Origin of the sequence: Streptomyces xanthophaeus (genome assembly GCF_000725805.1) — a bacterium.
Taxonomy (GTDB): domain Bacteria; phylum Actinomycetota; class Actinomycetes; order Streptomycetales; family Streptomycetaceae; genus Streptomyces; species Streptomyces xanthophaeus.
This window is the reverse complement of record NZ_JOFT01000011.1, coordinates 59,722-83,196: the sequence shown is the minus strand read 5'-3', so window position 1 is coordinate 83,196 and position 23,475 is coordinate 59,722. Positions and strand designations below refer to the sequence as shown.

General features: G+C 68.8%; 19 protein-coding genes and 2 pseudogenes. 15 read left to right on the top strand and 6 right to left on the bottom strand.

Features of this window, described 5'->3' with window-relative positions:
• Nucleotides 1-186 precede the first annotated feature (186 nt).
• The 4 genes and pseudogenes from IO30_RS0103800 to IO30_RS40035 all read left to right on the top strand — a co-directional run bounded on the left by IO30_RS0103800 (nucleotide 187) and on the right by IO30_RS40035 (nucleotide 5,646).
• Nucleotides 187-870: a hypothetical protein gene (locus tag IO30_RS0103800; protein ID WP_031139218.1), complete on the top strand. Its 684-nt coding sequence runs from the start codon at nucleotides 187-189 to the stop codon at nucleotides 868-870.
• A gap of 1,034 nt (nucleotides 871-1,904) precedes the next feature.
• Nucleotides 1,905-2,558: a hypothetical protein gene (locus tag IO30_RS0103785; protein WP_031139216.1), complete on the top strand. Its 654-nt coding sequence runs from the start codon at nucleotides 1,905-1,907 to the stop codon at nucleotides 2,556-2,558.
• A 776-nt stretch (nucleotides 2,559-3,334) separates the two neighbouring features.
• On the top strand, nucleotides 3,335-4,537 hold the full coding sequence (locus tag IO30_RS47540) for a calcium-binding protein (protein WP_157853067.1): 1,203 nt from the start codon (nucleotides 3,335-3,337) through the stop codon (nucleotides 4,535-4,537).
• A 325-nt stretch (nucleotides 4,538-4,862) separates the two neighbouring features.
• Nucleotides 4,863-5,646: pseudogene (locus IO30_RS40035) on the top strand (IS5 family transposase).
• Nucleotides 5,647-6,043: 397 nt separating this feature from the next.
• Here the strand turns inward: IO30_RS40035 and IO30_RS0103770 are convergent.
• On the bottom strand, nucleotides 6,044-7,078 hold the full coding sequence (locus IO30_RS0103770) for a right-handed parallel beta-helix repeat-containing protein (RefSeq protein WP_157853066.1): 1,035 nt from the start codon (nucleotides 7,076-7,078) through the stop codon (nucleotides 6,044-6,046).
• Nucleotides 7,079-7,663: 585 nt separating this feature from the next.
• Between IO30_RS0103770 and IO30_RS47980 the strand changes: the two are divergent.
• A pseudogene (locus IO30_RS47980) lies at nucleotides 7,664-7,789 on the top strand (carbohydrate-binding protein); the annotation flags it as partial.
• Nucleotides 7,790-8,338: 549 nt separating this feature from the next.
• Here the strand turns inward: IO30_RS47980 and IO30_RS0103765 are convergent.
• The 3 genes from IO30_RS0103765 to IO30_RS46275 are packed head-to-tail and all read right to left on the bottom strand — an operon-like array spanning nucleotide 8,339 to nucleotide 9,094.
• Nucleotides 8,339-8,533: a hypothetical protein gene (locus tag IO30_RS0103765; protein ID WP_031139210.1), complete on the bottom strand. Its 195-nt coding sequence runs from the start codon at nucleotides 8,531-8,533 to the stop codon at nucleotides 8,339-8,341.
• A 31-nt stretch (nucleotides 8,534-8,564) separates the two neighbouring features.
• The gene (locus IO30_RS0103760; protein ID WP_031139208.1) at nucleotides 8,565-8,804 is read right to left on the bottom strand and encodes a hypothetical protein; all 240 of its coding nucleotides are present in this window, start codon (nucleotides 8,802-8,804) and stop codon (nucleotides 8,565-8,567) included.
• Nucleotides 8,801-9,094, bottom strand: coding sequence for a hypothetical protein (locus tag IO30_RS46275; RefSeq protein ID WP_031139206.1), 294 nt, complete (start codon nucleotides 9,092-9,094; stop codon nucleotides 8,801-8,803). The genes IO30_RS0103760 and IO30_RS46275 overlap by 4 nt, the downstream gene beginning before the upstream one ends.
• Nucleotides 9,095-9,499: 405 nt before the next feature.
• Here IO30_RS46275 and IO30_RS0103750 point away from each other — a divergent pair, with 405 nt between their 5' ends.
• The 3 genes from IO30_RS0103750 to IO30_RS0103740 all read left to right on the top strand — a co-directional run bounded on the left by IO30_RS0103750 (nucleotide 9,500) and on the right by IO30_RS0103740 (nucleotide 13,506).
• The gene (locus tag IO30_RS0103750; RefSeq protein WP_031139204.1) at nucleotides 9,500-9,994 is read left to right on the top strand and encodes a MarR family winged helix-turn-helix transcriptional regulator; all 495 of its coding nucleotides are present in this window, start codon (nucleotides 9,500-9,502) and stop codon (nucleotides 9,992-9,994) included.
• 190 nt (nucleotides 9,995-10,184) lie between these two features.
• Nucleotides 10,185-12,290, top strand: coding sequence for an MMPL family transporter (locus IO30_RS0103745; protein WP_031139202.1), 2,106 nt, complete (start codon nucleotides 10,185-10,187; stop codon nucleotides 12,288-12,290).
• Between the two features lie 199 nt (nucleotides 12,291-12,489).
• Nucleotides 12,490-13,506 (top strand): MerR family transcriptional regulator, encoded by a 1,017-nt coding sequence (locus IO30_RS0103740; protein ID WP_245234086.1) that lies wholly within the window; start codon nucleotides 12,490-12,492, stop codon nucleotides 13,504-13,506.
• A 124-nt stretch (nucleotides 13,507-13,630) separates the two neighbouring features.
• Here the strand turns inward: IO30_RS0103740 and IO30_RS42875 are convergent, their stop codons facing one another.
• Entirely contained in the window at nucleotides 13,631-14,329 is a 699-nt protein-coding gene (locus IO30_RS42875) for an SDR family NAD(P)-dependent oxidoreductase (RefSeq protein ID WP_157853065.1), read from the bottom strand.
• 616 nt (nucleotides 14,330-14,945) lie between these two features.
• On the opposite strand from IO30_RS42875, the gene IO30_RS0103730 reads away from it, so the two are divergent.
• Nucleotides 14,946-15,518, top strand: a complete 573-nt coding sequence (locus IO30_RS0103730; RefSeq protein ID WP_031139197.1) for a fasciclin domain-containing protein — start codon at nucleotides 14,946-14,948, stop codon at nucleotides 15,516-15,518.
• Nucleotides 15,519-15,592: 74 nt separating this feature from the next.
• On the opposite strand, the gene IO30_RS40030 is transcribed toward IO30_RS0103730, so the two are convergent.
• Nucleotides 15,593-16,690, bottom strand: coding sequence for a hypothetical protein (locus IO30_RS40030; RefSeq protein WP_031139195.1), 1,098 nt, complete (start codon nucleotides 16,688-16,690; stop codon nucleotides 15,593-15,595).
• A gap of 367 nt (nucleotides 16,691-17,057) precedes the next feature.
• Between IO30_RS40030 and IO30_RS0103720 the strand changes: the two genes are divergently transcribed.
• From IO30_RS0103720 to IO30_RS0103695, 6 genes are all read left to right on the top strand, one after another.
• On the top strand, nucleotides 17,058-17,963 hold the full coding sequence (locus IO30_RS0103720) for an ABC transporter substrate-binding protein (RefSeq protein WP_037892965.1): 906 nt from the start codon (nucleotides 17,058-17,060) through the stop codon (nucleotides 17,961-17,963).
• 2 nt (nucleotides 17,964-17,965) lie between these two features.
• Nucleotides 17,966-18,928, top strand: a complete 963-nt coding sequence (locus tag IO30_RS0103715) for an amino acid ABC transporter permease (RefSeq protein WP_031139191.1) — start codon at nucleotides 17,966-17,968, stop codon at nucleotides 18,926-18,928.
• A gap of 8 nt (nucleotides 18,929-18,936) precedes the next feature.
• Nucleotides 18,937-19,689: an amino acid ABC transporter ATP-binding protein gene (locus IO30_RS0103710; protein WP_031139189.1), complete on the top strand. Its 753-nt coding sequence runs from the start codon at nucleotides 18,937-18,939 to the stop codon at nucleotides 19,687-19,689.
• On the top strand, nucleotides 19,686-20,900 hold the full coding sequence (locus tag IO30_RS0103705) for a M20 family metallopeptidase (protein ID WP_031139187.1): 1,215 nt from the start codon (nucleotides 19,686-19,688) through the stop codon (nucleotides 20,898-20,900). The genes IO30_RS0103710 and IO30_RS0103705 overlap by 4 nt, the downstream gene beginning before the upstream one ends.
• 172 nt (nucleotides 20,901-21,072) lie before the next feature.
• On the top strand, nucleotides 21,073-22,365 hold the full coding sequence (locus IO30_RS0103700) for a cyanophycinase (RefSeq protein ID WP_031139184.1): 1,293 nt from the start codon (nucleotides 21,073-21,075) through the stop codon (nucleotides 22,363-22,365).
• 142 nt (nucleotides 22,366-22,507) lie between these two features.
• Complete coding sequence (locus IO30_RS0103695) at nucleotides 22,508-23,380, top strand: MurR/RpiR family transcriptional regulator (RefSeq protein WP_031139182.1); 873 nt, start codon at nucleotides 22,508-22,510, stop codon at nucleotides 23,378-23,380.
• Nucleotides 23,381-23,475: the final 95 nt, after the last annotated feature.

The following is a 23,475-nucleotide window of genomic DNA, read 5'->3' as shown; positions in this document are numbered from 1 at the left end:
CCAGGAGTTCACCGGTTTGGCCGCTCGCGCGTCCGCGATGTCATTGCCGCAACAAGGGGGAGGGGCCACAAGGGTGGTCGGGAGCGGAAACCGCAGGGGCGCACGGTGCCGCCAACCGGGTCCGGGGTGATCAGTGTTCGATCATGAGATCGGCATGTACGGCCGCATCGTCCCGAGGAGTGGGTGATGACCGCTTCCGGCTCCGGCCGCGAGTCCGCCTCGACCAGTGGGTGGGACGTCCGCCTGTACTGGCGGTGGATCGGCTACAACACGCTCGCGTTCATCACCGTTCTGACCGTCGGGTTCCTGCTGATCCTGCTGGGCAACGACGTGCTTCACATGAACCTGGCCAGCCACAACGTGATTCTTGCGCTCCTGATCGCGACTCTGGGTGCCGCGCTGTTCGGCGGAGTCCTGGGAGCGCTGCAATGGCTGGTCGTCAAGGAGCGGGTCCCCATCCCGCGCAAGGTGTGGATCACTTCCAACGTCGGTCCGGCACTGCTCGCATGGCTGCTGGTGATCATGCCCGCCGTGATCGGCGCGCAGGACTCCCACGAGACGGTCTCGACGGCCTACCTGCTGGCCGCCAGCCAGAGCCTGGCCCTGGGACCCCTGCTCGGCCTGTCCCAGTCACTGGTCCTCCGCAAGCTCACCACACGCTGGAAATGGTGGATCGGAGCCAACCTCGCCTCCTGGCTCATCGTCGACGCCGTCATCTACCTGCTCTCCCGATGGACCGACGACCTCAACGTCCTCACCGGCGACGGATCCCTGATCGAGGTCTACCTGACCCTGATCGCCACCACGCCCCTGACCGGCAGAGCCTTGCTATGGGTACTGGCCCCCACCGCCCTGACCCCGGCCCGTTGACGCCGGATCACGTACAAGAGGGCAGGCCACTCCTTCACGGGCGGCTCTCGCGCCTGCTACGGGGCGGGGGCGAACCCCACCTCCGTGCCGCCACAGCCGGCCGCGATGTCGTACAACCGGTCTTGCTCGGCCTCATCCACCGCGAGCCCCCGCCGGAGCTTCGTCGCCGTCCACGCGGCGTGGTACCGGGCATAGGGGCACTCTGGCTCGCCCCGCGATCACCTCTCGGTAGAACTTCTGAAGGACAGACATCCTGGAACTCAATTCGCCCAAATGAGCCCAGGAAGGTGCAGTTAACACGTCACCGACAACACGGGCCAGTCTGCGAAGGGGGCCACGTGGCGACCTGCGATCTGACCGTGGGGGCGGGGCGGGGGAGGTCATGGCGCTGCTCCTCGGTGGGGGGATCCCTATATTCCGTCATCTGTTCGATTTTCTGCGCGAGTGGCACGCTCAGGTCAGTGGTAGGTCTTGCGACTGTGCGTGATAGGTGGTGCTTGAGCACGCTACTTGGTGCTGTGCGCGACAGATGGCCCGCGCTGGGCGGCAGGTGCACGCTGAGCTGGGTTTCGCAGTTCACGATGGTCTGCGGCGTGCAACCCCCTGATTGCTGCGCCCCTGCCTGGCCGGCCCTCGGCCACGTCGCCCGCGACTTGTACGCGCTCTGGGGGTCCAGCCAAGGTGAGCCCAAAAGGGGCAGTGAGATGATCTTGAAGCCGTGAGGTCCCGGCCCGCCACCCGTTCGGCTCGGTGTCGTTGGTGGTGATGTTGACCATCGTCTGGAGCCTGGGGTGGGTTGTGACCTCGATCGAACGGACCGCGTATCCGCGGTTCAAGCGGCTGATCACCGCGTACCCCTGGACGGCGCCACCCTCTAGCCGCTGATGACCGTCGCCGAGCAGTGGCCCGACCCGTGGTTCGAGCCCTGGGAGCCCGCCGCGCCCGCCGGCTGAGGGATACGGGCCGTCAGAAGTCGTGCCTCAACGGCCGAATGGGGTCGAGGCGCTCTTGCGGACCGGTCCTACGCTGGAGGCATGGCCACCGATCCCTTGCTGAGACAAGGCCCCGACTCGACGGATCTGGTCCTGCACGTCGGGCCGGCCGGGCCGGCGTGGAACGTGCTGACCTCGGCGGGGCCGGCGCTGTTCGCTCCGCTCGCTCTGGGCGTGCCGACCCTGCTCGTCGCCTTCTGGATGGCGCTGGCTGGGGCGCGGGCGTCGACTGTGTTCGTGGTGGTGGGGGTGATCGCCGGGCTGGAGTACCTGCTCGGCTGGCTGGCGCTGGCCTTTTCCCGGGCCCGGGACATCCTGCGGGTGGAGTTCGCGCCGGCCGGGGTGCCTGCGTCCCTGCGGTTGGTCCGCGGTGCCGGGCCGGACGACTGGCTGCCCGTCGACACCCTGCGCGAGGTCCAGCTGACGCACAAGGTGGTGGAGCCGTACCAGGGGGACCATAAGCCGGCCGTCTCCACGCTCGCGCTGGAACTCGTCCTGCGGGGCGGCCGGGAGCGGCTCGCCCCGCTCCCGTTCGGCGGCGACCCGCAGCGGCTCGCCGACGCACTGGAGGCCCTACTCGGCCCGGCTGCGGTCGTGGTGGAGCTGCGCACCGAGCGCAGCACGCGCGATGAGCCGCGGTCCCACTCGACCTGGTTCTCCGGAGGTTCGGCCTCGGCCAACTCGGGTGGCGGCTGACCCCGGGCTGCCCGTGGCGCTCCCCGGCCGGGGAGCGCCCGTCGATGCAGCCGGCGGCAGGCGGTGCGGGGCAGCCTGCCGCTGCTTGGGCGCGCTTGAGCCGCCGGGCCGGCTCGGCCGCAGTCGGGTCCTCCGGCCACGGGTGGAGGGGTAGCGGCCGCGGAGCCCTCAGGACTTCAAGATCATCCCATTGCCCCTTTGGCGCGTATCTCGGTCACACCCTTCTGTGCATCGCAGTTGTCCATCGGTGCCACCTGTCGCGCACAGTCACACACGACCGATACATCCCGCCGGTCCGAGGAGGACAAACCCGGCCTCGACCATCTGGGCCTCGTCCGTTCTCAGGACTGATCGGGACTTCGATCAGTCCGACAGGCGAACCGCGGCCTGGGGAAGACCCAGGAGGCCGGCCCCACGGAACCGGACGCCGCCCCGACCAGGTGCCAGGTTGCGGGCGGCGTGGCGTGCGAGCCCGCCCACTGAGCTCGGCTGCGGCTGGTCGGTGGATCGCGGGGCGGTGTGACGGTGTGTCCGGGCGGCAGGACCGGAAGGGTGTGGCTTGATCGGCGGGCGGTCCCGCGCAGGGGCCGGAGTACCAGCCGACGTCCGTGGCACGTCCTGGGTGCCGCGGCCCTTGCCGAGGAGCACCGATCGTGACACTGATCCTGCAACATCAGGCATTCCCACGCGGTGCCGGGGGTGGGCGGCCGCCGCGCCCGGTCCGGCGTGCCGCTCTCCTGCTCGCCACGGCGGTTCTGCCGGCAGCGCTACTGGTGGTGCCCACCGCCACCCCCGCCGCGGCTGCACCCGTGACCGTCACCTTCAACGCGGGCGCCGACCAGCCCTTCACCGTCCCTTCCGGCGTCACCCAACTGACCGTCTCCGCCACCGGCGCCGCAGGCCAGAACGCGCCTAACGGTGGCACGGGCGGGAGCGCCGCAACCGTCACCGGCACCCTGACCGCCACCCCGGGCACCACCCTGTTCGTGAACGTCAACACCGGCGGCGGACCGGTCACCGGAAACTTCCCGGGCGGCGTCGGCGGCGGCTCCAGCGACGTCCGCACCTGCAGCTCGGCCGCCGTCGGCTGCACCCTGACCGGCAGCCCCGGCATTGACCCCCGCCTCATCGTCGCCGGCGGCGGAGGCGGCGGCGGCTACGGTTCCGCCATCGGTGACTTCCAGGTCCCCGAGGCCACCGGCGGGGACGCCGGCAACACCGGAGGCGACGGCGGCGACAGACCGCAGGGCGGCGGCGGCGGTGGCGGAGGCACCCAGACCACCGGCGGCACCGGCGGAGCCGCATGCTCGCAGAACCCAACCACCGCCGGCACCGCCGGTACGTCCGGCACCGGCGGCACCGGCGGCACCGGCTTCGGGGGAGGCGGCGGAGGCGCCGGCTGGTTCGGAGGCGGCGGAGGCGGCGGCTGCGGCCAGATCAACAGCGATGCCACGGCAGGTCCGGGTGGTGGCGGTGGCGGGTCGAACCTCGTCCCGCTCGGTGGTACCCCCGGACCCGCCACCGGCCCGGCCCAGGTCACCATCACCTACGAACCGGCCCCGCCGACCTGCGCGACCGCCACGGCCACCATCACCGGCACCAACCGCAACGACGTCCTGACCGGCACCCCCGGCAACGACGTGATCTTCGCCCTCGCCGGGAACGACGTGGTCGACGGACGCGGCGGCAACGACCTGATCTGCGGCGCCGACGGCAACGACGCCCTCACCGGCGGTGACGGCAACGACCGCGTCGAGGGCGGGAACGGCAACGACGCTCTCACTGGCGGCAACGGCAACGACACGCTCATCGGCGCCAGCGGCAACGACTCCCTGTCCGGCGGCGCCGGCAACGACACCAACGACGGCGGCCCCGGCAACGACGCTCTCAACGGCGGTCCCGGTACCAACACCAACGACGGCGGACCCGGCCACAACAGCTGCACCAACCCCACCACCGGAACCGGCTGCAACAACTGACCAACGATCACTGGAAGCGGGCCCCGGCACGTCCCCCGCCACAACGGAGACCGACGCACGGGGCCCGCTTCAACGCTCCGCGACGCAGCTCCCGAACGCCCAGGGAGGCCCTGCCACCTATGGAAAGAGGTTCAGACGCAGCTTCCGAGAGGCCGTTTTGGCATGTATCGCCTCTGTTTGGGGTGATTCTCAGGGTGGGTGATCGCGGTGCGGGGTGGGTCTTGTTCCTGTCTCATCCCAGAACGTCCGGCCTTGGCCGGCTGCGCGCTTCCGGTGCTGCGGCTGTGCGCCTGGGCGCACTCGGTGCGGCGCGGTACGCCGGAACATGGCAAAGCGACGTCCGTATCCGAGCGATCTGTCCGATGCCCGCTGGGAATCATGGACGCGATCTTGTATGTCGACCGCACCGGGGTCCAGTGGCGCTACCTCCCGCACGACTTCCCGCACTGGAACACACTGCCTACGGGTATTTCGCCAAATGGGCCGACGAGGGTGTGTTCGCCCAGCTCCACGGCCCGCTCAGGCAGCTCCTGCGGGAGAAGGAAGGCCGGGACACAGAGCCTTCGGCCTGCGTGATCGATGCCCAGAGCGTCAAGACGTCGTCCACCAGCGTTCACGCCTCCGGCCAGGGCATCGACGCCGGGAAGAAGATCGTCGGCCGGAAGCGGAGCATCGTCACCGACACACTCGGCTTTCTCCTCACAGCCCTGGTCACCGCGGCCAGCGTGCAGGGCTCCGTAGTCGGCACCCAGCTCCTGGACCAGGTCGCCGCCCACCACCCCCGGGTCCGCAAGGCATGGGTCGACGGCGGCTACCGCCAGCACCTCGCCGAGCACGCCGCCACCCTCGGCATCGACATGGAGATCACCGCCCACACCCCCGGGACCAGGGGTTTCACCCCGATCCCGAAGCGGTGGGCAGTCGAGCGGACCTACGGCTGGCTCATGCTCCACCGCCGTCTGGCCCGCGACTACGAAACCCTGACCATCCGCTCCGAAGCCGTGATGCACATCGCCATGACCGGCCTCATGGCCCGCAGCCTCACCCGCGATAACGCCATCTCCTGGCGCGACCCGAAGAAGGCCGCCAAACGGACCATCCCGGAATGAAACTACGGACGAAAACGACCTCTCTGCGGGCTGCCTTCTCGCTGGTGCCCAGCGCGACCGCGACCTCCGGGAACGGGACCCGTCCCGCCGAGTATGCCGCGGGCTGCGTCCGCGTCTGCCTGAGCGATGACGTACTGCAGATCAGCGACTGCCCTCAGAGCGGCCAGAGGCTCCCGGACGGCATGCTCGGCAAGGCGGCCGCTCGCATCGGTGAGCAGCACCGGTCAGGTCCGTGGGGCGGACCGGCGGTGTGTTCTTCGCTGGCGAGGTTGCCACTCACTCCGAGGTCGTCCCGCGCTTCCTGATGGAAACGGTTGGTGGCCGCGAACGCATCCGCGTTCTGCTTGCGCCAGTCCTCCGAAGTTCCGTCCACGGCCGCCGGCGGGAGGTGAGGAGGTCAGCCGGTGCAGCCGGGGACGCTGCCGGGCGGGAAGCAGTTGTTCGGTTCGTTGTCGCGCACCGTGGAGTTGTTCAGCGTCACCGTGCCGCTGAAGTAGAAGATGCCGCCGCCTTGGTCTGTCGCGCTGTTGTCGCGCACCGTGGAGTCTGTCAGCGTCGCCGTGCCGCCGTTGAAGATGCCGCCGCCGTCGTTTGTCGCGGTGTTGTGCTTCACCGTGGATTCGGTCAGCGTCAGCGTGCCGGTGTCGAGGATGCCGCCGCCGTTGAAAGCCGTGTTGTGCTCCACCTCGGAGTTGTCCAGCGTCAGCGTGCCGCCGTCGTTGAGGATGCCGCCGCCGTTGTTTCTCGCGGTGTTGCGCTTCATCGTGGAGTTGTTCAGCGTCAGCGTGGCGACGCGGCCGCTGTTGAGGATGCCGCCGCCGTTGGTGGCCGTGTTGCGCTTCATCGTGGAGTCGTTCAGCGTCAGCATGCCGCCTTCATTGCGGATGCCGCCGCCGCTGTCGGCGGTGTTGCCCTCCACCGTGGAGTCGTTCAGCGTCACCGTGGAGTCGTTCAGCGTCAGCGTGGCGGCGCCGCTGTTGAAGATGCCGCCGCCGCGGTTTGTCGCGGTGTTGCGCTTCACCGTGGAGTCGTTCAGCGTCACCGTGCCGCCGGCGTTGTTGATGCCGCCGCCGTCGGAGGCGGTGCCGTTGGTGATGGTCAGCTTGTCCAGCCGTACCTGGACGGCTCCGGTGACCGTCACGGTGGAGCCGGCCTGGTTGCCGTCGAGGACCGTGCGCTTCTGGCCGATCAGGGTCAGGTCCTTGGTGATGCTGAAGGGGCCGGTGCAGGTTCCCTTCACCCGCAGCGTCGCCCCCGGGGCGGCGCTGGTGATCGCGGGCTGCAGGGCTCCGGGGTTGTCCTTGCAGTTCACCACGGTGTCGGCCGCAGCCGCAGCCGTGGCCGGCACCGCCCCGGCCAGGCCGACCGCCCCCGTCGTCACCACCATCGCCCCCGCCGCCCATTGGCGCCACTCAGCCCGGGTTGTTCGCATGAGCATCCGTCTCCTTCTGTTCGCTCTGTTCAGCGCGCGGGCACTTCCGCGCCCGGCTTGCGTCCTTCTGCAAGGAGCGCGGCCTGAAGCCCCACCGTCAGGCATGGGGTGCCCCGGGCGGGCGGAGGCCGCTCCGGAGACGGCCCCGTATCCTCTGAACGGCCGGGGACGATGACCGGCATGGCCCACGGGCGGCGGGAAGCGGGCCGAGCAGAGGGCGGATCGTGGAGACGGGCAAAGCAGCAGTCCGCACGACCCGGCACCGCACCCGACCCGCTCCGGCAACCCCCGGCCCATCCCGGCCAGCCGGCTGCGCCCCGGCACCCGGGCCAGGAAGCGGGGGAGCGGGGGATACCCCGCTCCCGCTGCAGTACGAGCGAGCCGTCCTCGCCGGCAGGGTGCTGGGGGAGAAGCTACGCACCGCCACCGCCGTTCGGGACCGGGCGTACGACATCGCTGCACACCAGCCGACGGTGATGCCCGAGGTACAAGTACTTCGTCGCGTCCACCGACGCCTCGGGCGAATTCTCCGTCCCCTCCGGCAGCACCACCGGAGGCGGCCATGCCGTACCTGAATGGGGTTCCAGCACCTCCTACGAGATCGGTGACGCAGTGCTCTATAGGGGCAACGTCTACCGGTGTCTCCAACGACACACCTCGAACGTCAGCTGGACCCCTACCGCTGCCGTGACCTTGTGGAAGCGCTCCTAAACCGAGGCGTTGGTCAAGGTCGACAGCTGCCTGCAAGCCGGGCATGAGTAACCGTCCAAAGGCTTCGCCCTCGATGTGTTGACCGAAGGCGGGGAACCGAACGCATTGGAATCGCTCTGAAGAACCCGGTAGGCAGGAGGCATCGGCGGGCAGTCTCCCGCGCGGCGCGACCGTGCGGGACCTGTTCTCCGAGCCCGGACACCGGGTACCCGCCAGGCCCTCTCGGAGTCGACTTCCACGAGGGCACCTGCGCCGTGTCCTTGCCATGGTTGTACGCGTTGGTGGGGTGACGCGTGCGCGGGGCTGGACCTCCACGTTGGGTCCTGTGCGGTCCGAGGCTTCGATTCCTGCGTGGCGTCGGAGCCGCGTCATTTTCCCCGGCGCCGAAGGTCCCTGGCCTCCCGAGCGGTCGGGGCCTTCGTGCTTTGGGCGCGGAGAGGTGCGGGCCGTCAGTGGTGGGCGCTGCCGGACCGGGGGCCCAACCACGGTGCCGGTCCGGCAGCGCCGGGAGCGCGTCGGCGGTGCCGTCGCGGGGGTCTTGGGGTGAGGTCAGCGGGTGGGCCAGGGGTAGCGGCAGGCAAGGATCGTCCACTCCTCGTCCGCGCGGCCCGGCACCGGGCGGCCGGCACTCTCCCATTGCCCGGCGAGCTCGCTGAAGATCGGCTCCAGCTCGGGGCGCAGAACCGTTTCGCTCCTAGGGTGGGCCACACCGCTGACGGGCGTGAGCCGCATCGTTGTGGCCATGCCGGGTTCAACGGCGCCGGGGCCGTTCGGGTTACCCCCGTGCCATGCCGGGGTTGAGGGAGCGCAGGGCGATGCGGGCCTGGTGGGCATCCAGCAGGATCCCGAACTCCTCGAAGGCGATCGCCATGACCTCCTTGTCGGTGGTGCGCTGTCCTTGTGGGGTGCGGCGGGCGGCGAGGTGGGCTGCGCCGCGGGCCAGGATGACCTCGCGTTCTGCGGTGTCGAGGCTCTGGTCGTTGAGCGCGGCCAGGACCTGGCGCCACAGCGTCACTGGGCCCCTCCCTGCCCGAGGGCGTGGCGCTCCAGGCGGTGCATCAGCTCCGGGTCGGTTTCGCTGCCCGGGCCCGTGATGCGGGCGGGCCTGGGGCGCCGCTGCTCGATCACCCGGGGTTCGGGGGCCGGCTCCTGCTGTTCCGCTTCGGCCAGGGCCCGGTAGAGGGAGGCTACGGAGGGGGAGGTACCGGCGTTCTTCCCGGTCTTGATGGTGAGCTTCTTGGCGATCTCGGGGAACGGCGACCCCGCCGACACGATGGGCCGGGCCGTCGAGATGCTCGGCACCACGTAGGGCTTCCTCCGGAAGCCCTAATGCCGGCATCCCCGTTGCGCGGCTGTGGCCAATTCCCTCGCTACCTGTCCCACTTGCCGACAAGCCACGCCTTGGCAACCCCTTGATGCCACCTGACCAAGTACTACGAGGGGGTGTCGATGATCGGACTGCTAAGGCTGACCAAGATCACTCAGCAGCCTTGGGTGCATCACGTATGCACCCACCTGCGTACGCGATTGTGAGGTCATCGTCGACGTGTGAAACGGCTCCAGAACCCGTCGACCGATATCTCTTCCGGTAGTGCGTGACACGCCCACGTTCACCCAGGGACGGATCCGATGGCGCCCCCGGCCGCCGCCGGACGCTAGGCGTGTCCGCCCTTGCTGGGAGGCTCGGGAATGCTTCTATACGCTGGTCGGATGGCGAATGCGGGTGTGCGAGAGTCCGGCGGTGTTCCGGACGGGTACGGTGAACCGAACCTTCATGCGTTTGCCGTGCAGTTGCGGCGCTTGAACGGGGAGATCAACCGCCTGGTCCATGGATTTGCTCACGGCCAGGGGCTGCACCCCACGGATGTGCAGGCCTTGTCCGTCATCCTCGACAGTGCCGATCCCCTCACTCCAGGCCGCCTGCGCGAGCACCTTGGCCTGACCTCGGGCGCTGTCACTGCCTGCCTTGACAGGCTCGAGCGGGCGGGGCACATCGTGCGCTCCAGGGAGAGTGAGGACCGCCGCGTCGTGCACATCCGCTACGCGGAAGCCGGCAGGGCAGCAGCCCGCTCCTCCTTCGCGCCGCTGGCAGCGGCGACCGACAACGCCCGGCAGCGGTTCACCGCGCAAGAGCTCGAGGCCGCGCTGCGGTTCCTTGCGGCGATCAATGAGGAACTCGGCGACCTGCAGGTGCCGGGCCGCTGATCCCGGCCGGGGCCTGGTACAGCCCGATCAGGGCCGGGTGCATCCTGATCGGTCACTTCCGGAGAAGAACGGTACGTGCGCACGGTTCCGCTGGATCCCAGGCGGAGGCGTGTCTTCCGCGTGATCTAATCTATTTCAATCATTGAGATACTTGATCAGTGAGTTAGATTCGGATCCCAGGAGCAGAGTCATGCCCACACGCTCAAAGCGGTTCACCCGATGGCTGGTCCCCGCCGTCCTGGTCGTCATCTGGCTGCTCGTCGGAGGCGGGCTGGGCCCGTACGCGGGCAAGCTCGGCGAGGTGGCCACCAACGACCAGGCCGCATTCCTGCCCCGCAGCGCGGAGTCCACCCAGGTCGTCGAGGCGCAGAAGGCCTTCCGGCAGGACGAGACCCTCCCGGCGGTCGTCGTCTGGACCGCCAAGAACGGACAGGGCAAGCTCACGGATCAGCAGGAGGAGCAGGCCACCCGGGCCCTGGCCGGTCTCGGCGGCACCGACACGGCGGCCGCACCCTCCACGCCCGCCGTACTCTCCGCCGACGGCGAGGCCTTGCAGGGCGTCGTCCAGCTGAAACCCGACCTCGGCGAAGAACTGCCCGCGGCCCTGCAAGAGATCGAAGACGCCGCGTCCCAGGTGCCCGGGACCCTCGCGCAGGTAGCGGGCCCCGCAGCCACCCAGGCCGACCTCACCGACGCGTTCGCAGGAATCGACGGCCTGCTGCTCGTCGTCGCCCTGATCACCGTCCTGCTCATTCTCCTCCTCGTCTACCGCAGCGTGCTCCTGCCCTTTGTGATCATCATCGGCGCGGTGTTCTCCCTGGGGCTCGCCTGCGCCATCGTCTACGTTCTGGCGGACCACGGCGTCGTCCGCGTCGACGGACAGGTCCAGGGGATCCTGTCGATCCTCGTCATCGGCGCCGCCACCGACTACGCGCTGCTGCTCACCGCGCGCTTCCGCGAGGAACTCTCGAACCGCGACGACCGCTTCGCCGCCATGCGTGCGGCCCTGCGGCAGTCGGCCGGCCCGATCGCCGCGAGTGCCGCCACCGTGGCCCTCGGCCTGCTGGCCCTGCTCCTGAGCGACCTCACGAACAACCGCGCCCTGGGACCCGTAGGAGCCATCGGCATCCTGTGCGCCGTCCTGAGCACCCTCACCTTCCTGCCCGCCGTCCTGATCCTCCTCGGCCGCGCCGCCTACTGGCCGGCCAAGATCCGCACGGCAGGCAACAAGGGCACCAGCCACGGCATCTGGGAAAGCGTCGCAAGCCTGGTCGACCGCGGCCCGCGCAAGGTCTGGGCGATCAGCCTCGCTGCGCTCCTGGCGTGCGCCGCTTTCGCGCCGACCCTCAATGCCAAGGGTGTGCCTCTGGACGAAATCTTCGTGAACGACGCCCCCTCCGTTGCCGCCCAGCAGACCCTGAGCCGACACTTCCCCGGAGGGTCCGGCAACCCCGCGGTCGTCATCGCGGACGAGGCCCAGCTGGCGAAGGTCACGCAAGCATCCAGGAGCACCAAGGGCGTCGCCTCGGCCGTCCCGGTCAGCGCCGCAGGGCCCGCGGGGGGAGCTCCTCTCGTGGTGGACGGACGCATCCGCCTCAACGCCACCCTCGAAGCTCCCGCGGACAGCGAAGAGGCCCAGGAAACCATCGTCCGGCTGCGCCAGGCCGTCCACGCGGTCCCGGACGCCAATGCGCTCGTCGGCGGCTACACCGCCCAGCAGTACGACACCCAGCGCACCGCCGAGCACGACCGCAGCCTCATCATCCCGGTCGTCCTCGTGATCATCCTGGTGATCCTCATCGGTCTGCTCCGCTCGCTGGTGATGCCCCTGCTCCTGGTCGCCACCGTCGCCCTCAGCTTCGTGGCGACCCTGGGCGTCTCCGCGCTCGTGTTCCAGCAGTTCCTGGGATTCAGCGGAACCGACTCCTCCGTGCCGCTCTACGGATTCGTCTTCCTGGTTGCACTAGGCGTCGACTACAACATCTTCCTGATGTCCCGTGTGCGGGAGGAGTCCCTGGTGCACGGCACCCGCAAGGGAGTACTGCGCGGGCTCGTCGCAACCGGCGGCGTGATCACTTCCGCAGGCGTCGTCCTGGCTGCCACGTTCGCTGCGCTGGGCGTCATCCCCCTGGCCTTCATGCTCCAGATCGCGTTCATCGTCGCCTTCGGCGTCCTCCTCGACACCCTCATCGTCCGCTCTCTCCTGGTACCTGCCCTCGTCCGGGACATCGGCCCGGCATCGTGGTGGCCCGGCAAGCTCAGCCGCACCTCGGAGGAGGCCGACGCACAGCTCTGAGCCGGTGGCGCCGGAGCGGAGGTCTCACGGCAGAGGAGCCGCGCCGGGGGAGAGGCCGCACGGAGGAGGAGCCGCGCCGGCGCATCACCCCCGGCGCCGGACGTTCACGGCAGTCGCAGCCAGGGTCGTGCAGACGTCCGTCAGCCAGCGGCTCACTCGGCCAACCGACATGAAACGGTCGTATGGTGGCCGGGTGAGGCTGCACCAGATCGCCACAGCCGCCGAGACGCCGCCCCCGTCGGACACCTCTGCCGACGTAGGGCTGAGCACCGGCGCCGTAGCCCTGCGACTCGGCGTTGCTCCGGCCACTCTGCGCTCGTGGGAACGCCGCTACGCCATCGGCCCCACTGCAGAACGCGTCACCGGCAAGCACCGCCGCTGGCTTCCGCAGGACATCGCCCGTCTGGAGGAAATGTGCCGCCTCACCTCGAGAGGCGTACCCCCGGCCGAGGCGGCGCGAGCCGCACGACTGGCCGGAACCCAAACTGTGAGCCGCACGCTCCCGGCCGAGACGGACTCCCAGCCGCGCACCCCCGGCGGCCGCGACGTGCTCCCGCTGGGGCAGGCGCGCACCGAAGCCCGAGGACTGGCGCGAGCAGCGGTCCGGCTGGATGCCGACGCCGTGGAGAGCCTCCTGCACGCCGCCCTCATCGAGCACGGCTGCATCACCGCATGGGAGGAGATCATCGGGCCGACCCTCCATGCCGTCGGCCGGAAATGGGCCTCGGCGGGGGAGCGCTACGTAGAGGTGGAACATCTCCTGTCCTGGCTCGTCGCCACCGCGCTGCGCCAAGTTCCCCGCAAGACCCCAACCCTCGAAGCGCCTCCGGTGCTCCTGGCCGGAGCGCCGGGTGAGCTGCACAGCTTGCCCCTGGAAGCGCTGTGGGCGGCGCTCGGTGAGAGCGGGCTACCTGTACTCATGTTCGGCCCCGCGGTCCCGGCGGACGCACTGGGGGAGGCCGTGCCAAGGGTGGGACCGTCGGTCGTAGTGGTGTGGGCCCAGAGCCGGTCAACGGCCACCCCCGACGTCCTGAGCACCGTGAAGGACATCGAATGGGGACTCATGGGCGCCCGGTCTCGCCCGAGGCTGTTGCTGGCAGGGCCGGGCTGGAGCATCCTCCCGGACACCGGTTCACGCCAGCTCACCGGCCTCAGGTCGGGACATGCCTGGATCGAGAGCCTGCTCTCGAAATGGAAGAGTACTGACGCTGCTTGAAGATGATCACGGAGCGGACGGTGTAGGCGCTACGGCCGTATGACGACTCCACACAGCCTGGGTTTCATGCCCGCAGGGCTGGACAGGTCCGCAACCCCGGGCGGCCGGATGTCCGCCCGCGTTCTCACCTTCCTCCGACCGCACCACTTGCCGGGCCTGCGGTTCTGTGGGGGAAGGCGCCGTGCCGAGCTCCCGTGCCGGCCAGCTGATCCACCATGCCGCTGACGGCCGGCAACGGGTCTGCCCCTGGAGGCAGGGTCGGCGGGTGCCCGCGCACCGGACGATCGGCGAAGCCCGTGTCGAGGTGTGGCGGGCGGAAGTCGAACACGCGCAGTCCGCTGTGCCGAACTTCCCGGCCGAGTACGCCCAGCCAGCAGCTCAGTGCCGTTTTGGACGCCGCGTAGTCGGCGGTTGCACGCATCGGCGTGTCCACGATCGCACCGGTCACCGCGGCCAGGAAGCCGTCCACGGCCACGAGACCGACTGCCGACCGCAGAACCGGCGCGGGGCACAGTACGTTGACCTGGAACAGATGCTCTGCCGCAGTGTCCGGCAGCTCCTGTACGAGACCGAAACCGGCTACTCCGACCGTGACCAGGACGCCGTCCAGTCCTCCGAGCTGTTCGTGCGCCCATGGAGCGAGCGCAGCGCATCCGTCCGTGTCGTACGCGTCCATCCGGCGTGCCGGTCGCGCTCCCAGCCGGGCAGCCCGCTGCGTGAGCAGCCCGGGATCTCTTCCGGCCAGGGCGACCAGGGCGCTGCGGGCGCACAGCTCCGGTGCAGCAAGGCCGCCGAGTACTGCCGTCGCCCCGACGGCGAGCACGCGGGCACCTGTCAGGTTTGTCCCCGTCATGGCCGGGCGGCGTCGCCCACGACGGACGCGCCTACCTCCCTCGGGTGCGGGGCTGAGGTTTCCCAGATGACGTGCCGTCGCCGCCTGCGGGGGAGCTCTGAGGGGCAATTGGCCGGAGAATCCAAGGATTCCGGCGGCGACGACGGTGGCGCCACGCACGAAGGCCCCGGCGGGGGATACGCCCTCCGCCCGATGGTCCACCGTTCGCTGCAATCAGAACCATGAGGTCGCTCCTCACCTTCGGATCCTGACAGCTCAGGATCGCTCTCACGCATCGTGAGGGAACCTCGCGCGTTAGTGCGCACATTCGCTTCATTCGAATATTGTGGTCGGCTGGATTCCGTTGGCCGTGTCGATCTGGCCCGAGGTGGCTGGTTCTGGGGGTTCTGCTCATTCGGGCTCTAGGGGGTATTCCATTGATTGAAAACGGCAGTCCCCTACGTGCGCCAATTCGTTCATCAGGTTTCGTGTGAATCTATCAAGTGTGAATCCCCTTCCCGGGTGGCCAACCGGATTCATGTGTGGTGACGAAGTGTCTGTGGAGGGTGCCCTACCCTCCACAGCTCCCTCGTCGGAGGAGGAAGTCATGACTGTTCAGCACGTGCGCCGTACGGCCGCACTGGCAGCAGCTGCATTCACTATCCCCGTCGCGCTGGGGGTGGCGGCCCCAGCCTTCGCCTATCAGGCCGACCCGTACGGCCCGGCCTGTGCATCCGTCCCCAAGGAAGGCTCGGGCAGCCTGGACGGAATGGCCAAGGACCCGGTCGCTACTGCGGCGTCCAACAACCCGGAACTGTCGACGTTGGTGGCAGCGGTCAAGAAGGCTGGTCTGGTCGACACGCTGAACAACGCCAAGGACATAACCGTGTTCGCGCCGACCAACGCGGCATTCGCGAAGATCCCGAAGGCGGAACTCGACAAGATCCTCGCCGACGAGACGCAGCTGACGAAGATCCTTACCTATCATGTCGTGGGCGAGAAGATCACACCTCAACAGCTCGACATGGGCTCCTTCAAGACCCTCGAAGGCGGATCCCTTACCACGGCTGGATCGGGTGAGAACTTCACCGTGAACGGTGAAGCGAAGATCGTCTGCGGTGATGTCCAGACCGCCAACGCCACGGTCAACGTCATCGACTCGGTCCTCACGCCGAAGTGAACACAGCCGTACGGTGCCGGAATCGGTCCCGGGCGCGCTGATGGGCTGCCCCCGGGACCGCTCATCGCGTGGTGTCAGCAGCTGGTGACGGGGGTGCCGTTGTACAGGTTGCTGTCGGTGACGCCGTTGGTGACGCTCCTGAGGTAGTAGCCGCAGGCGGGGCGGTTCTTGAAGTCGTAGTTCTGGCCGGAGGTCAGACGCCAGATTTTGAAGTTCGAGAAGGTGAGGGGCTGTCCGGAGACTGCCTTCTCGGGCTGGTGGTCGCCGAGGACGACGTAGGCATTGGCTCCGGAGAGAGTGGCCAGGCCGTTCTTGTCGATGTACAGGGAGCCGCCCTCCTCGACGCCCACGCCCCAGGCCTTTCCGCCCGGGGTGAGGCCGTCCTTGAGTGCGCGGGCGACGAAGGCCATGGTGCGGCCCATGCGGTCGCGGGTGACGAAGTGGGAGTCGTTGATGGTGCCCGCGTAGTTCGGCCAGTCGAACATGCCGGTGGTGAAGGTGGCGTACGAGTCGTAGGGGTTGGCCAGGGCCTCGCTGGAGGTGATGCTGCCCTGGCAGGCGTCATACACGACGGAGCTGTTGATGTGGTGACCGGCGCTGCCGCCGCCTGAGCCGCCACCCTTGGCCACGACCGACTGCACGGAGGCCCGGAGCGAGGTGGCCTTCCAGGCGGCGTACTTGCACTGGTCTCCGCCTGCGAAGTAGACGAACTCCGCTTTGCGGATGTCGGTGTTGGCCTGCGTGTTGTTGCCGTCGCTCGCCTTGGTGAGTGTCCACGTGGTGCAGGAGTTGATGCCGCTGAGGTCCATGACGTCATCGCACTCGGGTGTTCTGCTGCCTGAGCCCGGCGTCGACGCCGCGAGCACGACCACGTCCAGGGACCCGGTGCCGCCGCGGATGGCGTTGACGGCCTTGGCCATGGAGTCGGGGACGATGCCGCCGGATCCGTTCATGGTGAATGCGGGGCCCGACCAGCTGGTGCGGCTGACATCGGAGGAGCTGCCGAGCCGGATGCGGCTGGCTGCCGCTTGTGCAGGATCGGCCTGTACGAACCCGCTGGCGACAACGGCCAGCGCGGCAGTCAGACAGGTGGTGACGAGGTGGAGTCGTCGGCGCCGCGCCGGGGAGGCGGCACTGGGCGACGGAGAGGCGTGGTGCCTGAAGGGACTCATCGGTCCTCCGTGAGCAGAGGTGAGGGGATTCGCAGCGAGGCGGCGGGCCTGACGCTGCAGGTTGCAGAAACGGAAAGTACAGGCCAGTCGCGAGATGCGGTAGATGTAACGCGAGAACTGCCCTGCAGCGCGGGTGCTTCGTCGATCTGTCCAGATAGCGTGCGTGTGCGTGCCTGCCCGGCAAGGCCACACGCGCCGTTACCTTGATGAAACATGCGTTACATCTAGCCAGGCGATGGCTGTGCATGTAATTTCTTCGCTTGTCAGACGGCGACACGCACAGTCGTCGCCGCCCGGTCTTCCGAGAGGCTTATCAGTGATGCCAGCCCCGTCCTCCCGTCGCCTGGCGACGGCCTCCGCCCTCTCTGTGGCGATCCTCTTGACGGTCTCGGCCTGCGGGGACAGCGACTCTGACAGGGCCGCCAAGCTGCCCGCCACCGCATCCGTCGCCGGTGTGCAGATCACCAAGGACGCGGCGCTCCACGCCGCCCTGCCCGAGAGCATCAGGAAGTCGGGCGAGGTACGCGTGGCCACCGATGTGCCCTACGCACCCTTCGAAATGTTCGTGGCCGAAGGGAAGCCCGAACTGACCGGACTCGACTACGACCTGGGCCAGGCCCTGGGCGCGAAGCTGGGTGTGAAGTTCACCTTCACACCGCAGAAGTTCGACGGAATCGTGCCCGCCGTCCAGGCGGGGAAGTTCGACGCGGCGATGTCGGCGATGACCGACAACAAGGAGCGGCAGGCCGTGGTCGACTTCGTCGACTACTCCGTCTCCGGCTCCGGGATCATGGTGGTCAAGGGCAACCCGGAGAAGATCACGACCCTGAACGACCTCTGCGGCAAGAAGACCGCGGTGCAGGCGGCGACCAACCAGCTGGACCTGCTCAAGGAACACCAGTCGAAGTGCAAGGCCGCCGGCAAGGGCGAGATCGACATCCAGACCTTCCCCAAGGACTCCGACGCCCAGCTCGCCCTGCGCTCCGACAAGGTCGTCGCCCAGGTGCAGACCAAGCCCGCCGCGGGCTGGACCGCGAAGACCGCAGACAACGGCAATGCCTTCGAGGTGGTCGACGACCCGGCCGCCGCCGGCGGCTACGGAGCATCACCGAACGGGATCGCGGTCTCCAAGAAGCTTCCGGAGCTCAGCGACTCCATCCAGAAAGCACTCCAGGCACTGATCGACGACGGCACCGTCACCAGGATATTCGACAAGTACGGCGTAGCCTCCATCGCCCTCAAGGAGGCCACCAAGAACGCGGCGGTGGACTAAAGATGACCACCACCACCGCTCCCGCCGACATCGACCGTCCGGCACCCGAGCAGCTCACGATCGTTCCGCTGCGCCACTACGGACGCTGGATCGCCGCCCTCGCGGCCGTCACCGCTCTGGTGGGCGTGGCCGGCTCACTGGCGAAGAACGGCAACCTCCACTGGGAGATCGTCGGCCACTTCCTCTTCGCCGACCTCATCTTCTCCGGGCTCGTCACCACCCTGTGGCTCACCGTGGCAGCGATGGCCCTCGGGCTCGCCCTGGGCACCCTGGTCGCCGTGATGCGCCTTTCGACCAATCCGGTGCTGTACGGGATGTCGTCCCTCTTCGTCTGGTTCTTCCGCGGCACACCACTCCTGGTCCAGATCATCTTCTGGGGATACGCAGCAGCCCTCTACCAGTACGTGATGATCGGTATTCCGTTCACCGACATCACGTTCTTCCAGATCGAGACGAACTCACTGCTCACACCGGCCGTCGCCGCACTGCTGGCCCTCGGACTCAACGAGGCCGCTTACGCCTCGGAGATCGTCCGGGCCGGCATCCAGTCGGTCGACCCCGGCCAGACCGAGGCGGCCCATTCCCTCGGTATGCGGCCGGTCCTGACGATGCGCCGGATCGTGCTGCCCCAGGCGATGCGGGTCATCATCCCGCCGATGGGCAACGAGACGATCAACATGCTCAAGATGACAGCCCTGGTGTCGATCATCTCGGCTCACGACCTCATGTCCAACATCCAGGACGTATACGCACAGAACTACCAGGTCATCCCGATGCTCGTCGTGGCCAGCCTCTGGTACCTCGGGCTGGTCACCCTGCTCAGCATTCCCCAGGCATGGCTGGAGCGCCGTTACGGCCGAGGAACCGGGCGAGGCGGACACGTCTCCCCGCTGCGCCGCATGTTTGCCGGCGCCCTCACCCGACCCGCTCGTGCGAAGAAGGACACCAAGGAGGCGGTCCGGTGAACGTCCCCATGGTCCACGCCCAGGGCGTGCGCAAGCACTTCGGGAAGCTCGAGGTCCTCAAGGGCATAGACCTGACCGTCGGACGAGGCCAGGTGTGCTGTCTTCTGGGACCCTCCGGCTCGGGCAAATCCACCTTCCTGCGCTGCATCAACCACCTCGACAGGGTCGACGGAGGCAGGCTCGCCGTCGACGGGGAACTGGTCGGCTACCGCCAGAACGGCCTGCGGCTCCATGAACTGCGGGAGAAGGAAGTCGCCGCGAGACGCCGTGACATCGGTATGGTCTTTCAGCGGTTCAACCTCTTCCCCCACATGACCGCCCTCGAGAACGTCATGGAGGCCCCGGTCAACGTGTGCGGGGTCGACAAGACGCAGGCCAAGGCCGACGCACACGACCTGCTGGAGCGGGTGGGCCTCGGTGACCGGGCCGGGCACTACCCGGCACAGCTGTCCGGTGGACAGCAGCAACGCGTAGCCATCGCCCGCGCCCTGGCCATGAAGCCCAAGCTCATGCTCTTCGACGAACCCACTTCTGCGCTCGACCCCGAGCTCGTCGGGGACGTACTGGACGTGATGCGGCAGCTCGCGGCCGACGGCATGACGATGGTCGTCGTGACCCACGAGATCGGCTTCGCACGCGAGGTGGGTGACACCGCCGTCTTCATGGACGACGGAGTCGTGGTCGAATCCGGCGATCCCCGCCAAGTCCTCGTCGAGCCCGAGCAGGAGCGCACCCGCGCCTTCCTCTCCAAGGTCCTGTGACCGCCCCCTCACGGGAGCAGCTCCGCACCACCGCGCTGCTCCCGCACGCCCAAGCGCGCCTGGAAGGCTACCTGGCTGACCTGGCCCAGCTGGTCGCCATCGACTCGGGCTCGTACAGCCCCGCCGGCGTGAACCGGATGGCCGACTGGACCTGGGAACGGCTGAACAGGCTCGGATTCGACGTCGAGCGCATCGCTCCCGCCCCCACCCACGGTCACCCGGTCGGCGACGTGATCGTCGCTCGTAAGAGGGGCGACCTGCCGGTGAGCGAGGGAGGACGCCGCGTACTGCTCGTCGCGCACCTGGACACCGTGTTCGAAGAGGGCACCGCAGCCACACGGCCCTTCGAACTCGACGGCAACATGGCGCACGGGCCGGGCGTCAGCGACGACAAGGGCGGACTCCTCGCAGGGCTCACCGCGCTGGAGATCCTCCACGAGACTGGCGCACCGATGTACGCCGAACTCGTCTTCCTCGCCACCCCGGACGAGGAGATCGGCTCACCCGCGAGCCGCCCGGCCACCGAGGCGGCGGCGTGCGGAGCCCACTTCGCCCTCGCCCTGGAATGCGCGCGGGAGAACGGCGACGTGGTCATCGCCCGCAAGGGAGTCGCCGACTTCCGGGTGACGGTCACCGGCCGGGCCGCGCACGCCGGCATCGAGCCGGAACGCGGGGCGAACGCCGCCCTGGCTGCCGCCCACCTGGTCGTGGCCCTCCAAGCACTCAACGGCCACTGGGACGACGTCACGGTCAACGTAGGCGTCGTCCGCGCGGGGACCCGGGCGAACATCGTCTGCCCGGAAGCCGAACTGCGGGTCGAAGTACGTTCGGCCACAGCCGCCGGCATCGGAGCGGCCAGGTCCGCGATCCAGGCCGCCGCCGCACGACCCGCCGTGCCCGGCACCACCGCCACGGTGGAGCAGCTGGACCTGTGCCCGCCCATGGAGGACACACCCGCCTCGCGCCGCATGTTCGACCGGGCCAGGAAGATCGCCGCGGACCTCGGGGAACCGCTCGGCGGCGCGGCGACGGGCGGCGTGGGAGACGCCAACTTCATCGCGGGCATCGGAGTGCCCACCCTGGACGGGCTCGGTCCGGTCGGCGGAGCCGACCACACCCCCGAGGAATGGCTGGACACCTCCACCGTCCCCGTCCGGGTCGCGCTCCTCGCGTCCCTCATCGCCGAACTCGGAGACAGCCGCACCGGTTGACCCCACCTATCCGTCCCGTACCGGTTTGATCGCGCCATTGCCCGGTACGGGGCCCGCTCCCGGCAGCCCGGTCCACCACCACGCACCGGCTGCCGGACCGCGCCGGGACCGCGGCAGGCCCGCGCCGCCGCGGTCCCGGCCACCACCGACCCCCATCCACAGGAGGCACCACATGCGCGTCCCGACCGGAGCCCGCCGCACCACACTGGCGGCCGGCACCGCTCTCCTGCTCACCCTCGCCCTCGCCCCGTCGGCGGGCGCCGACAGCACCCGCCATCCGGGTGGCCGGGGTTCGCTCGTCCTCGTCGGAGGCGGACTGAAGGCCGACAACGCCCAGGTCTACGGCGAGATCATCAAACGGGCCGGCGGAGCCTCGGCCAGGATCGGAGTGATCACCGCCTCCTCAGTTCCCGCCAGCCAGGACCCGCACGCCGCCGACCCGGACAAGTGCAGCAACTCAGAGTGCAACGGCGCCTACTACGCCGGCCTGTTCGAACGGCACGGCGCCGCCGACGCCCAGTGGATACCCGTCGACCTCGACCACATCGCCGACGCCGACTCCGACGAGGTCGTCCGGCAGGTCAACTCCATGACCGGCTTCTTCTTCGGCGGCGGCGACCAGTACCGCTACGTCACCACCCTCCTCCACGGCTCCGCACACACCGACTCCAAGGTCCTCGCCGCGATCCGCGCCAAGCTCGCCGCCGGCGCGGTCGTATCCGGCTCCAGCGCCGGAGCGCAGATCGCCGCCGGAGCCGACATGGTGACCGGAGGCGACTCCTACGAAGCCCTGCGCGACGGCAGCAGCCCGGGCTACTTCGACGACGCGACACGGCTCGGCTACCTGCCCGCCGGAGGCTTCGGCTTCCTGAACTCCGGACTCATCGACACCCACACCGGCGCCTACGGCCGCGAAGGCAGAGCCCTGCGCCTCGCCGCCGACACCGGCCACGACCGCGTATACGCACTCGAGGAGAACACCGCACTGATCGTCGAGGATCCGAGTACGCCCCAAGAGCGCCTGCGCGTACTGGGCCCGCAAGGAGTCTCCATCCTCGACCTCCGGCAAGCCCGGACCCGCAGGAGCACCGATGGACACTGGTCCCTCACAGGTGCCCGCTACAACTACCTGACCGACGGCGACCGCTACGACCCCAACCGCTGGCACGTAAGGCCCGCCACCGGAAAGCGCCCCCTGAAACCGGCCTCCGGTGCACCCGTACCCGCCAACCCCGACGCCTTCTACTCCGTGGCCAATCCGGCGGGTGTCCCCTACTCCTTCCTGGGCACCGCCCGCGCCCTTGCGGCCACCAGCTCCCAGCGCACAGCGACCGCCAGCACCTTCGAGAGCGGACCGCAGTTCACCGTGACCCTCAGCAAGCAGCCCGGGTTCGCGGCCTGGACCAGCGACGGCGCCAGCGCGCGCACCGTAGCTGGCCTGCGCATAGCCGTCGCCCCGGAGTGACTCAGCCCTGACGCACCCCTGGTCGACAGGGTCCGGCCGGACAGACGGAGGGGGACGGCCGGGCCCCGCCCCCTGCATGGCGGCAGTAGGCTCGACCTGCCACCTTGCCCCGTCCCGAAACACTCGAAGGAAGATCCCGCGAATGGCCGCAGGCACGCTCGCCGACGAAATCCGCCTCAAGCTGGGCGATGTCAGCCCCGCCGAACGCAAGGTCGCACGCGTGCTCCTCGCCGGCTACCCGTCTGCTGGATTCGAGACCATGGCCGTCCTCGCGGAACGCGCCGCCGTCAGTGCCCCGACAGTCCTGCGCTTCATCAACCGGCTGGGCTACCGAGGGTTCCCTGACTTCCAGGCCGCACTGCGCGAGGAACTCGACGCGCGCAACGCCTCTCCCCTTTCCCTCTACGAGGCCACTGACTACGGGCGCATCAAGGGCGGACCGAACGAAGACGTCTCCCTTCTCCAGCGAGGCAGCAACGTGTTCAGCTCGGCAGTGGCGCAGACCCTCGCCGAACTGCCGCCGCACGATCTGGAGCACGCGACCAGACTGCTGTCCGACAGCAAACGCCGGATTACCCTGGCCGGCGGACGCTTCACGAACCTGTTCGCCCAGTACCTCGGCCTACATCTGATGCAACTGCGCGACGACGTGCGTTTCCTGCCCGACCGGGACGTCGAACGCACGGCAGTATTTACAGCTCTCCACCGGCGTGACATTTTCGTCGTCTTCGACTACCGGCGCTACGAGCAGGACAAGCTAGCGATGGCAGAACTCGTCCAGGCACAGGGCGGCAAGGTCATCCTCTTCACCGACACGTGGCTCTCACCAGCGGCTACCCATGCCGAGGTGGTTCTGCCAAGCCAGGTCGCTGCGCCCTCCCCCTACGACAGCCTGGTTCCCACCCTCGCAGTCATTGAGACAGTCGTCGCCGGAGTGCTCACTGCTCTTGGCGAAAACGCCCACCAGCGGATGCGGCAAGGAGAGGACACAGCTCGCCGAATGGGCCTCTATTAAACCTGCATCCCGTTTCAAAGGAGCGCCGCGGGGTTTCCTCCCGCACAGTGAGCTTCTTCGATGTGGCCACCGATCGTGTGACGGTCCGTGAAGCG